Below are 8,630 nucleotides of genomic sequence, written 5' to 3' on the forward strand. Positions count from 1 at the left end.
GTGACTGCAGGAAACCCTACGGAGTACAACAAATCCGTTCGGGACTTTGACATTGTAACCTTGGACAGACTGCGAAAAATCGAGATTCAGGAGGATTTTTCCAGCTTTAAAAACTATGCCTATAATGCAGGGCTTCATTCCGCCATCCTTTCCTACCTGGAAATCAAAAAGGAAAATTTCTACTTTGTAAAGCAGGATTTAGACGGAAAACGCTTTGTTACCGCCAGAGCCTGGGAGGATTTGTCCAAAATTATGCAGGTCTACGAGGAGCTTCATTATCCTTTGGAAGAAAAGCTGATGGCGGAATATCTTGCGGATGAAGAGGTGGCTAAGGACTTTGCCCTTTATTATGACCTGTATTGCAAATACAGAGAAATCTATCATGTACCGGATATTTTGGCAGGAAAAGAAATCAAGGATGTCAGTCTCTTTATACAGGCTCCCTTTGACGAAAAAATCAGCTTGCTATCCCTTTTGGTGGAAGCTTTGCAGAATGGATTTTATCGTTATAAGCAGGAACAAAAAGAACAGGAGCATATCTTCGGTCTCTTAAAGAAGGCGAAGGAGAAAATGCAGGAGCTTCCCTTGGAGGAGGTACTTCGACAGGAAGAAAAGACTTTGGAACAACAGAGAAAGCGGGCGAAGGAAGCGAAAATGCTTTCCAAAGACCAGGAAAAACGCTATGCCCATTTGCTTACTATCCTTTCGGAGTACTTGAAGCTATTACAGGAACAAAGCCAAGCCACAGAAGAGGAAAAGTTCGGGCTTCTGAAGTCTGCTTTCCAAGAGAAAGAGGAGGCAAGAAAGAAGGATGTGGAAGAAACCGGGCAGATGCTCAGCAACGCCCTCCATTTCCTTGGAGAAGTCTTTGGAGAGGGACAGGAGTTGCTGCTTTTCTTATCGGAGCTTAGTAAGAGTAAGTATGCCTTGGCCTTCTTGTCCGAGGTGGGAAATGAAACCTATTCCCAGTATAACCAGTACCTTTTATTGCAGGATCAGAAGAAGTCCTTGCAAGAAGAGCTTAGAGCGCAAATGGAACTGTAAGAAGAAAATATTTCCGGATTTTTTATCATTAGCTTTAATGGATTCCCGGAAATTAGGGATAGTATAAGAATATTCGATAAATGCACTGCATAAAATTATAAACATAATTTTTGCTTTTTCCTAGCCTTTTTTCTTGCTTTGTCTTAATATAAAGAAGATAAACCAAGCTGTTTAGATGCAGTTTTATATACATTTTTGTTGAGAAAGAGTAGGGCGCTATGGGAAAGAGACCAAGAATCAAATTAACGGTTACCGACAGAAGAGGCAAGATGGGCTGCCATAGAGGACACCATGTAGGACAGACCTTTGATTTTGATACGGAGCGGGGAGAGATTTGCCCTATGGCCATGCACTGTGCCTTTCCTTATATTGATATATTACGTTACGGCGGAAAGATTCCCGGACAAGAAGAAGGAACAGCAGAGTTTTGCTGTTCCGATGCAGATACCATTATGGTATTTAAGGCAGAAATTGTAGAAGACGAAGAAGCTAATCCCAAGCTTTAGAAGATAAAGCCATATTTATGGAGAAGTTTCTTTGCCATTTCACAATCCTCTCCGGTATAGAAGGAGATTTGCAGAGCTCCTTCCCCTTTTTCCCGGTTATGATTGATGCCGAGATTTCGGATGCTGACCATGTTGGAAGCCAGAATGGTGGAAATAATGGAAATGGCGCCCGGATGATCCTGCACATGAAGAGAAATTGCATATTCGCTATGAATCAGTCCCTGGGCGGAGCTGTCCATGGAATTCCGGTATTCCCCGGATTCCCGGAAGAGCTCCGCAATACCCTGGGGCTCTTCTTTTTGTATAGACCTTTTTATTTCCTCCAATAAGCTCTGGTAATGCTCCAGCATTTGGATAATCGGCTCTTTATTACTGAGGCAGATTTGCTGCCACATAATCGGAGAAGAGGAGGCGATACGGCTAATATCTTTAAAGCCGCCGGCGGCCAGCTTTTTCATAGTTCCTTTCTCATCCTCTTCCTTCAAAAGCTTCACAAGGCTTGCGGCAATCAGGTGGGGCAGGTGGCTCACACAGGCCACAGATTTATCATGCTCCTCCGGACTCATCACAAAGGGAATGCTGCCAATGGAGGAGAGGAAACTTTTCATTTTCTCGATAGACTCTGTAGGAAAGCCCTGCCCCGGAGTCAGGAGATAATAAGCATTTTCCAAAAGAAGAGAGTCGGAGGCTTTGTAGCCGGAAGAATCCGAGCCTGCCATAGGGTGTCCACCGCAGAATCTTGAAGAAAGGCCTAAAGCTTCCGCTTCTTCCATAATGGAGCGTTTGGTGGAACCCACGTCAGTCAGCAGGGTATGGGAGGAAAGCTTTCCTGTTAAGTCTCGTAAAAAACGCAGATTATATTCTACCGGGGTACAAAGAAAGAGAAGATCCGTATTCCTATCTAATTCGTCGATACTTTGCAAAGCCTTCTCCACGACTCCTTCCGAAATAGCCATCTCTACGGAATGTTGATCCTTCTCCAGTACGGAAATCTTAGCCCGGGGATAGGCTTTTTTGATGGCTTTCGCAATAGAGCCCCCGATTAAACCCAAGCCAATCAATGTAAAATTCTTCCATTCCATAGCGAAATCCCCCTTAGTACATACAGTATTTCCAAATTATACAGGAAAATGCCGGAGAAGGAAAGAAAGGGGAAGGTGCAAAAGAACTTGTGGAAAAGAAGTCGTGAAAAGAAAAATTAGAGATAAAAGAAATACTATCTTAGCAATAAAAAAACAGAGAGCTGGCCAAAGTTAGGTCTACTCACCAACAGCTACCAGACATCTCTATTTCTAATCTAAATCTAATACTGTATTAGGATGGTGTCAAGGGAAAAAATGTTTAGCAGATTGTGATGTTATAGAAAAGTATGAGGAGGATAATCTAAATCATTTACCTGATATTGGAAAGAGGGAACGTAATAAAAAAGATACAAAAAAACAACAGAGGCGCTACCCCAGCCACTCGTAGCCTGGTCCTACCCGCAACCTCTGTCATTGGAAGTAATCTAGCACAATTCAAAAGGGATGTCAACAATAGGCTAATGGCTTTTGTCTTATAAAAGCTTAGAACCCCTGCGTGGCGAAGTTAGCGAGAGCGTGCCCCAAATTCAGACTCATACTGTATGAAAATAAAATCTATTAAATCTTCTTACATCCTCATTTATCCTTTAATCCCTGATTGTGCCACCCCTTCGATAAACTGCTTTTGGAAGAGGAAGAAAATCAAAATGACGGGAATCACCGCCATCACCGCTCCTGCCATTTGCATGGGATACTGGGTGGTGTACTGCCCCTGTAAGGTGGAGAGGGCAGGTCCCAGAATCATATTTTTGGGAGAGGTGTTCACGATGAGGGGCCACATAAAGTCATTCCAAGCAAATTTAAAGGTGAAAATGCTTAGGGTCACCAGTCCCGGCTTCACTAAGGGCAACATGATTTTCCCGAAAATCTGATAGCGGTTGCACCCGTCAATTATGGCTGCTTCTTCCAGTTCCTCCGGAAGGGAGAGGAAAAATTGCCGCATTAAGAAGGTTCCGAAGGCGCTGAAAAGGTTCGGAATAAAGAGGGCGGGAATACTGTCCAAAAGCCCCATTTTCTGAATAATCAGGTACTGAGGAATCAGGAAAATCTGTCCCGGTACCATGAGGACGGAAAGTAACAGAATAAAGATGGCATTCTTGAAGGGGAACTTTATTCTGGCAAAGGCATAGCCCGCCATAGCGCAGAAGAGAAGCTGTGCCACTACCGTGATTACTGTGGACAGAATCGTATTGAAGTAAATCCGTGCAAAGGGCAGGGAACTTACAATTTGGGTATACGCCACAGTGATAAATTTCTTTGGGAAAATGGTGGGAGGTATCTGCATTGCCTCTCCGCTGGTTTTAAAGGAGGTCAGGACCATCCAAAGAAAGGGGAAGATGGTTACGCCAAGACCGGCAAATAAAATCAAATGAACAAATAGCTTTTTCCAGGAAAATTTCTGATTCATTTTTCTCCTCCTTTCTAATAATTTACCCACTTCTTTTGCACAGAGAACTGTATCAAGGTAATCAGCATAATCACGGCAAAAATCAAAATAGAAATGGCCGCCGCATAGCCCTTATAGCCGTAATCGAAGGCCTGCCGGTAGAAGAGCATCACCACAGTCTGGGTGGATTCATAGGCAGGGTTTGATTTCAATACCATCATATACACCACATCAAAGACCTGAAAGGCACTGATGATGGAAGTAATCATAACGAAGAAGATGGTAGGAGTCAGTAGGGGAATAGTAATCTTAAAAAACTGGCTTAGCGGGCCTGCACCATCAATGGCTGCCGCCTCATAGTAGCTTTTAGAGATTCCCTGCATACCGGCCAGTAGAATAATCATGTTATACCCCACTGTCATCCAAAGCCCTACCAGCATCACCACGAAAATAGCGGTTTTGGAATTGGTCAGCCAGCCGATTCGAGGGCCGCCGAAGGAGGTGATTACAGCATTTAAAATGCCCATTTTCTCGTTAAAAACCCATTTCCAAACCATGGCAACAGCCGCTGCCATAGTTACAGAGGGAAGGAAGTATAGGGTGCGGTAAATAGACTTTCCTTTGATCTTGGCATTTAGCAAGGCGGCAATGACCAGAGAAAGAAAGAGACCTACCGGCACGGTCACCACCACATATTTCAGGGTATTTCCAAAGCTTTGAAAAACCTCTTTGTCAGAAAGCATCTGGCGATAGTTATCCAAGCCGATAAAATGGGTCACGTTGAACTTATTTACATCGTTAAAACTGAACCAAAAGTTTTGGATGAAGGGCCAAATATAAAAGACCAAAAGTCCGATGGTGACCGGGGCAATAAAAACATAGCCTGCAATCCAGTCCTTCACTTTCCAGGATAGTCCGGCCTTTTTTTCCTTTGATTTCATACATCCTCCTTCTGCCCAAAGAGAAAATATCCCGGAAGCTTTTTCTCCCGGGATAGTAAAGCTTATTGATTCTTGGCAAGGAATGCATCAGCTTCTACCTTTAAAGCCTTACAAGCTTCTGCAAGACTTTCTTCTCCGCTGTAAGCCTTCTGCAAAGCCTTTGATTCCATATCATAGAGCTGTGCCGCATTCTTACATACAGGAAGGGGATATGCCTTGTCTGTGTGGGCGGTATAGACTGCTAAAGCATACTTGTCGCTGGACTTGGCAAAGAGCTCCTGAGATTCATTTCTTGCGGAGATAACCACACCGGTATTTCCCTGAATGTCCATTGCTTCCTTACTGCTGAGCCAGATGGCAAATTCTGTGGCTGCTTCTTTGTTTTTGCTTCCTTCATAAACCGCAAAGCCTAAACCGTTGATGCAGTTTGTGTCTACTCCATTGAAGCTGGGAAGCTCTACGCAATCAATCTTATCCTTGATATTGTCGTTGGAAGTATACTCGGGAACCATATAGGATCCGGCAAAGGTCATTGCCAGCTGTCCTCCTTCAAACATAGCATCTGCAGAGGTCTCGGAAAGAGCTGCAGAACTGGGGGAGAGTTCCTTATCAATCATATCAATCCAGCACTGAATTCCGCCCTGGGTCTTGGGATCCTCATAGCCGGAAGTCTTTTTGTCTTCACTGAGAATCCAACCACCGTTGGCAAAAACGGTCTGATAGTACCAGGTTTGGAAGTCTACAGGGCAGGCAAAGGGATAAACACCCTCATCCAGACCTGCTTGCTTCAATTCCTCAGCTTTAGCCACCAAGTCCTCATAGCTCATGTCGTTTGTCGGGTAGCTTACACCGGCCTCATCAAAGATTTCCTTGTTGTACCAAAGGGCATTGGTATCAAAATCCTTAGGAACGGCGTAGTTCTTTCCGTCACGAACATAGTTGTTTACCAAAGACTCAGGGAAATTATCCTTAATATCGGACTTGGCAATGGCATCGGTAAGATCAGCCAGGATTCCCCCATCCACATAGCTGTCTGTATGGAGTACATTTAACCAGAATACATCAGGAGCCTTTCCGCCTGTGGCAGCAGCCTCCAGCTTGGTCCAGTATTCTCCGCCCTTATAGGGGGTGAGCTGAACTTCAATGCTGACATTCGGATGAGCCTTGGTATAAGCTTCTACTAAAGACTCGGTCATGGCTCTTTGCTTTTCATCCCAAATTGCCATGGAAAGGGCTACTTTTCCTTCGGACTTTGCTTCTCCGGAAGCACTTTCTCCGCTTGCCGCCTTATTACCGCAGGAAGCCAATGCAGTAGTTCCCATGGCCAATAGGGTAGCCAATGCCAAGAGTTTTTCTGTTCTTTTTTTCATAATGTTCTCCTTTGCTCTTGCTTTATTCTTTACAAGTCTTGCAAAAGTGATTTGCAAGCACTTGCGATGAACCAATTTTTCTGAAACGAACTACAGTTTATGAAGGGGTATATGCTTTATGAAGAGGCATATACTTTATAAAAAGGAATGTACTGTGTGAAACGAGATACATTTTTGAAGCGAAATGGAGTCATCCAAAGCTTCTTTCCTAGCGGAATAGTTCGGATTATTCTTTGGAAATGCTATAACTACCTGTCTGTAAATCCACCTCTACAGCATATCCGTTTGCAAATGTAGATCTTTGCCGAAATCCCTTATCATCCAAAATTTCATGTTTTACAAGCTCCGCATCTCCCACATTTTCATGGAAATCACTAACGATGCGAACCCTTTCCAAATGCTTCTCCCAAGGCATTTCCTCTTCCAAAGTAAAGGCTCCGTCAATGCCCAGATAGGCAGGATCTCGAATAAGATAAGGGGCACCGCCGTTTAGCAGGGCATAAAGCATGTAGTCCTCCTCCGGAAGCTTTTCCATCATCCAGGGAATTACCAGACAGTCATGGTAAACCAGATTAAACATGGGGATGGGAATTCCGTACTTGGGGCTTCCCGGCTCCCGAAGCATAAAGTCATAGGGGGCGTAGTGGCAGAAGACCAGCCAGGGCACAGCCCAATCATTTACCTCTTCGGAGCTTGGTAAAATGTCTTTGCTCAGAAGATAACGGAAGCACTGGCATCGGTATTCATAGGAATCTTTCCGGCGCATTCTATGCCTGGGATTATCACATTCATCTCCCTCGTTGCAGGTAAAGACATCCAGATAAGCTCCGTCTAAATGTATTCCCTCATCCAAGAGTCTTTCAAAGTTTCTTCGAACATAATAGGGAGCCTGACTGGTACAGAGATAGGCTTGGGGACCTCCTGCCCAACGGGCGTGGGTGAAAATGCTGCCATCGGGACTTTTGCAAGCCAGATCATCATGATAGCTTTCCGCCTTTTTATAGAAATCTCTGTACTGGTCATGAATACCGAAGAGGAAGCCCAGTTCTTTCATAGTATCGGACAATTCCCGCATACCTTCCCAACCACCGGCTTCTATGCAGGCGGGCCCCACATCCGGGTGCTTATTATCATAGCCCGCATCTCCCCAGCCATCCAAATGGAAGTAGAGCTTCTCTATACCATCCGCCTTTAGGGCTCTCATTTCCTCTGCCCTCTTTCGGAAAGTAGTGAGGTGGTTATTTTTATCCGGAGCATCCTTATCGAAAAACTCCGAATCCGGCTGGACGCAGGTCTTTATCCCCTTGTGTACAAAGGAAGCGCCCAAAAGTTTTCTTACGGAAGGGTTGGCAACTTCCTTTTCCTTTAGTGTCTTTAACTTGCCTTCCTCCCTTGCCAGCTTCCGATACGTCTTTAAAAGACTGTTGTAGTCGCAATCCGATAGGAAGAGATAGCGCACAATCCGCCGATATTCCATTTGCCCAAGACTGGGTTCAATACGAAACTCTATGCTGGTTTCCATGCTTCCTGCTTCATGTACCGCCTCATAGCCCATGTTCCAAGGGGTAAGGCTTTCTGCAAGATAGCCCTCTCCCTCCTTGACTTGTCCGAAAATGGGGAGGTAGGCGCTGGCTGTACCGAAGCGTCCCTTGAAGCCATCCTGATGAAAGCTTACATCCCAGGTGTTGGGAATCAGGATGCCCTGCTCCTTAGGGATAATGCTGTACCAGGAAGAACTTTCCTTATGAAAAGCGAAAGGTCCCGGAAAGAGGATTTTATCAATACAGTCTATAGGAGCCTCTGTTAGGGGAATCCATTCAAAATATACCTGTTTTGTGCTGTACTCAATCCAGACATAGGTTTCAAAAGAGAAGGAGAGAAGTTCTTCTTTTTTATCTGTAAAGGAAGAGGGCAGAAGAAAATCTTTGTAAATGCTACGAATTCCTTCCCCTACACCGGTATGAATCAGCTCATGGCTTTTGCTCTTGGCATCTTTAAAGTAGAGTGGGGCTTTTATTGTTTCGTTTTCCTCTTTCTCTTTTTCTGCCTTGTCTATCTTGCTATCTTGCCTTTCACCGTTTGATAAATTATCCTTTTTTTCCTGCAAAACAATATAAGGAGAAAAATCTGCCCTAGTTTCCCATTTGGCCTTTCCGGCTTCAATAGAGTATCGTAGGGTTTCTTGATTAAATTCCAATGAAATGTCTTTATAAGAATGCTTTAATTTTGACGTATTCATAATCCGCACACTCCTGAGCAGCTTTTTGATTTGAAATATTTTGCTATATTATATCCTTTTT

General features: G+C 44.3%; 7 protein-coding genes. 2 read left to right on the forward strand and 5 right to left on the reverse strand.

The annotated features are described in order from the left end of the window. Positions 1 to 1,044: ATPase (locus tag RYL27_RS09450; RefSeq protein ID WP_314966815.1), on the forward strand; the 1,044-nt coding region annotated here is incomplete at its 5' end. A gap of 218 nt (positions 1,045 to 1,262) precedes the next feature. Beyond that, positions 1,263 to 1,550: a TIGR04076 family protein gene (locus tag RYL27_RS09455; RefSeq protein ID WP_308579699.1), complete on the forward strand. Its 288-nt coding sequence runs from the start codon at positions 1,263 to 1,265 to the stop codon at positions 1,548 to 1,550. On the opposite strand, the gene RYL27_RS09460 is transcribed toward RYL27_RS09455, so the two are convergent. From RYL27_RS09460 to RYL27_RS09480, 5 genes are all read right to left on the reverse strand, one after another. Next, positions 1,547 to 2,632, reverse strand: a complete 1,086-nt coding sequence (locus RYL27_RS09460; RefSeq protein ID WP_314966817.1) for a prephenate dehydrogenase — start codon at positions 2,630 to 2,632, stop codon at positions 1,547 to 1,549. The genes RYL27_RS09455 and RYL27_RS09460 overlap by 4 nt on opposite strands. A 580-nt stretch (positions 2,633 to 3,212) precedes the next feature. Next, positions 3,213 to 4,040 carry a carbohydrate ABC transporter permease gene (locus RYL27_RS09465; protein WP_314669049.1) on the reverse strand — a complete coding sequence of 276 codons (828 nt, stop codon included), beginning with the start codon at positions 4,038 to 4,040 and terminating at the stop codon, positions 3,213 to 3,215. Positions 4,041 to 4,054: 14 nt separating this feature from the next. Beyond that, positions 4,055 to 4,960: a carbohydrate ABC transporter permease gene (locus RYL27_RS09470; protein WP_314966820.1), complete on the reverse strand. Its 906-nt coding sequence runs from the start codon at positions 4,958 to 4,960 to the stop codon at positions 4,055 to 4,057. Between the two features lie 62 nt (positions 4,961 to 5,022). Further along, positions 5,023 to 6,330, reverse strand: a complete 1,308-nt coding sequence (locus tag RYL27_RS09475; RefSeq protein WP_314966822.1) for an ABC transporter substrate-binding protein — start codon at positions 6,328 to 6,330, stop codon at positions 5,023 to 5,025. Between the two features lie 226 nt (positions 6,331 to 6,556). Beyond that, positions 6,557 to 8,569: a DUF5696 domain-containing protein gene (locus RYL27_RS09480; RefSeq protein ID WP_314966824.1), complete on the reverse strand. Its 2,013-nt coding sequence runs from the start codon at positions 8,567 to 8,569 to the stop codon at positions 6,557 to 6,559. Between the last annotated feature and the right edge of the window lie 61 nt (positions 8,570 to 8,630).

The sequence above is a fragment of the Oribacterium sinus genome (assembly GCF_963537195.1).
In the GTDB taxonomy this organism is placed as follows: domain Bacteria; phylum Bacillota; class Clostridia; order Lachnospirales; family Lachnospiraceae; genus Oribacterium; species Oribacterium sinus_A.